General features: G+C 52.3%; 4 protein-coding genes. All 4 read left to right on the forward strand.

What is annotated here, in order from left to right; genetic code table 11:
* A partial coding sequence (locus D0T11_RS21515; RefSeq protein ID WP_220473765.1) for a hypothetical protein occupies positions 1–485 on the forward strand: 485 nt, incomplete at its 5' end.
* A 298-nt stretch (positions 486–783) separates the two neighbouring features.
* Positions 784–1,374: a replication/maintenance protein RepL gene (locus tag D0T11_RS21520; RefSeq protein ID WP_119657860.1), complete on the forward strand. Its 591-nt coding sequence runs from the start codon at positions 784–786 to the stop codon at positions 1,372–1,374.
* A 10-nt stretch (positions 1,375–1,384) separates the two neighbouring features.
* Positions 1,385–1,771 (forward strand): hypothetical protein, encoded by a 387-nt coding sequence (locus D0T11_RS22320; protein ID WP_147374792.1) that lies wholly within the window; start codon positions 1,385–1,387, stop codon positions 1,769–1,771.
* A 564-nt stretch (positions 1,772–2,335) separates the two neighbouring features.
* Positions 2,336–3,298, forward strand: a 963-nt coding sequence (gene mobV, locus D0T11_RS21525) for a MobV family relaxase (protein ID WP_119657861.1), incomplete at its 3' end; no start/stop codon positions are given.

Genomic DNA, 3,298 nt, shown 5'->3' on the forward strand with positions numbered 1-3,298 from the left:
CCGAGCAGGTCAAGACCTTGCAAAAGCAGTTGGGCACGTCAGAGGGGCTAAAACAGGGCCATTACGGGGCCTTGCAGACCAAGACCCAGGAGGAGGGCATCTTGTCGCAGGGCTACGACCGCACGGCCGTGCGGTACGTGCAGGGGGCCGACCTGCCCGAATTGCGGGAGTACGGGCAGCAGGTCATCATCGAAGAAAAAAGTGCCTTAAATGAGCGTCTAGAGCATATTTTGAAGGGAAAAGTAGCCAATGCGCAAGCGCTCATCGAGCAGTTGGGCAAGCAGGGCTATCAGGTCGAGCGCAGCACACCAGGGAAATCGGCCATTATCCACGAGCAGACCGGAGCCAGATTCTTAACCACCGAACTGCACCCGGGCGGTAAGGAGTTCGCCTTGCAGCTCAACGCCGCCATCGAGCGAACCACCCAGCAGGCCAAGAGCCAAAGCCAGAGCAGGGGTGGAGGGATAGGGATGGGTGGCCGGTAGCCGAACCATCACCCTAAAAACTCAATGGTTCGCCTTAGTACTTTGCTTTAGTAGCGGCGGCGAAAGAGCCAAAAAACACCCCCCCTAAAAAGAAGAGAAGGAGAAAAACGTTAAAACAGGGGTTAAACTGCTGAATTTCTGTACGCTATATCAAAAACGACACTCATCTAATAGCAGTGCGTTGGTAATCAAATAGCAGTGCGTTGGTAATCAAATAGCAGTGCGTTGGTAATGCGATTTGGATGAGTGTTTTTTGTAAGCTAGTTTTGAAGCGCCCTTAAACGTACATCCAAATCGCATGAGTGAACGCACTGCAACCCGTAAAATCAACCTCATAGAAGAGGTATATGAAGATGGTATATTAGTCCGTGGCCGTAAGACCAGCCAGCTCCCAAAAGAGCCTCACTTCGTGAAGCTCTATTTGAAAGATTTGGCGCATATGAGAGAGCTACCAGCTTGGGTATCGGGCATCTTGTATGAGTTGCTTAAAAAGATGGATTACGCGAACGAGATAGTACTTAACAGTACTGTTAAAAACCGGATAGCCGAAGAGCTTAGTATAAATCCAAAAACGATTGATAATGCGCTAGTTAAGTTTGTCGATAAGAAGATTCTATTCCGTCAAGGGAAAGGAGTATATCTAGCAAATCCCTACATTTTTGGTAGAGGTTCCTGGCATGATGTCGAGGAAATTAGAATGAATGTCTCCTATAAGCCCAATGGAGAGAAGGAGATTCACACAGAAATTGTAGAGCAGGCTCAGCTTGACCAGGAAAAGCTACTAGCGGAAATCACCTTAGAAGAGAAGATGATGAATGCTAGTTCATGCCTGAAAGAGTCTTTAGAACTGGCACTGGAGGGGGTTGAACAGCGCACTGTAAGGCACTAAAAGGTAAGCTATGTACTATACTGAACTGCCCCCTTCAAAACAGTCCCAGCTCGCCAAAAATGCTGAATTGGCTTGTCGATTGGCTTTGAAACAGCTAGGCGTTAAGCTCAAAAAGGCTTTGCATGGCACTCCACGATTTAGCGAGTGGGAAGCCATTTTAACCTATCTAGACCCCGAAGTAGAGGACTATGTTGAACACGGTTTTGCATCTGATAGCCCTCCACATCCTTTAATTCTGTTCGCTTATAACAGCTTAGACCATTATGGAGAGAGCCAATCCGCCAAGGAGGTAATTGCTAATGTACCCCAAGCCTTAACTTATGAATTGCAACGGCTAGGTCTAACTAAAAACCTAGCTGAGCAGATTGATTACAGTACAGCTAAAGATGTGTTGTAATTTGTACTCTCTCCGGTTTTACGCAGATTGTCCAAAGGGTACTACCTTTGTCCTGTTGTCTAAGCGCAAGTGGCTCTGCTGAGGAGCAACCACCCAGGAATAAGACAGCCGACCGAAACCTGCCAGTGTTGAAGGTTCGCCCTCTACTGGTTCGATTGTAAGCCGTGCAGCGTTGAAGGTTCGCCCTCTGCTGCACGGTTTTTTTGTGCCCGTTCTGCCGTTAGGTTTTTAGGCATGACTCTGAAACCTGTTTGGTCGAGAAGTAAAAAAGCCGAGCAGGGAGAGCGGATAGGAGTAGACAGGTTTCAGAGTTCATGCCTAAAAACCTATGACCCGAAGGGGCAAGCAACAATGCAACACGGTTGAGGGGGCAGTGGGGAACAAAAGGGAAAGAGAGGCGTAGGGCAAGAAGCACGAAAGCCCAGACCATGCAAATGGTGTAACACACTAGACCAAATTTGAGAGCCAAGCTTCGCAAGGCCCTCAAATTTGGTGTGTGCCCCTTTGGGGGTGGTACCAGCTCGTGCGCTTTTCTTTCCCTTTTGTTCCCCACTGCCCCGACTTATGGCCTACGCTATCATACGCATTGCCAAGCTCACGAGCCAAGCCCACGCCCACAACGCGACGACCCACAACTACCGCCAGCATGAGGTGAGCAACGCCGACCCGACCCCGCAGCACCCCAACCGAGAATACCTCAACCACGAGAAAACAGACTACTGGACGTTGGCCGAGGCCCGCATTGCCGAGGTAGTGACGCGCAAAGTGCGGGGCGACCAGGTGCGCGCTGTGGAGGTGATTATGACCGGCAGCCCGGAAGGGTTTATTCGGGACAAGGAAGGGCGAGCAGTAGACTATTCTAAAAGCAAATGGGCAGGGGATAATCTTAGATTTTTACAAGAGAAGTACGGAGAGAAGAACGTGGTTTCGTTCACCCTGCACCAGGACGAAAAGACCCCGCACGTCCACGCGGTCATCGTGCCCATTACTCCCGATGGACGGCTGAGCGCGAAAGACACGTTTACCCGCCAGAGCTTGCGCGAGCTGCAAACCGAGTACGCCCAAGCAATGGCCCCGCACAAGTTTGAGCGCGGCATTGAGCACAGCCAGGCCGAACACCAGCCCATGCGCCGGCAGTACACCCAGGAGGCCGTGCAGGCCCGCAAGGTGGCTGAGTTGAGCAAGCCCGCAGCGGCCATCGAGCGCGAACCCTTCACCCTACCCGACCTGCCGCGATTGGTAGGCCGCGATGAGTGGAAAACCACCCAGGAGGCCCGTATCAACGCCGAAATAGCCGCCCGCATGGCCCAGGTGCAGGCCCAGGAGCGGGAACGGATGGAAAAGCTCGCAGAATTGGCCCAGGTGAGCACGGCCGCCGCCGAGCAGGTCAAGACCTTGCAAAAGCAGTTGGGCACGTCAGAGGGGCTAAAACAGGGCCATTACGGGGCCTTGCAGACCAAGACCCAGGAGGAGGGCATCTTGTCGCAGGGCTACGACCGCACGGCCGTGCGGTACGTGCAGGGGGCC

Origin of the sequence: Hymenobacter rubripertinctus (genome assembly GCF_003583925.1) — a bacterium.
Classification (GTDB): domain Bacteria; phylum Bacteroidota; class Bacteroidia; order Cytophagales; family Hymenobacteraceae; genus Hymenobacter; species Hymenobacter rubripertinctus.

Excerpts from the sequence above, each read along its gene's own strand:
- D0T11_RS22320 (WP_147374792.1), top strand. The coding sequence starts at position 1,385 with ATGTACTATACTGAACTGCCCCCTTCAAAACAGTCCCAGCTCGCCAAA.
- D0T11_RS21520 (WP_119657860.1), top strand. The coding sequence starts at position 784 with ATGAGTGAACGCACTGCAACCCGTAAAATCAACCTCATAGAAGAGGTA.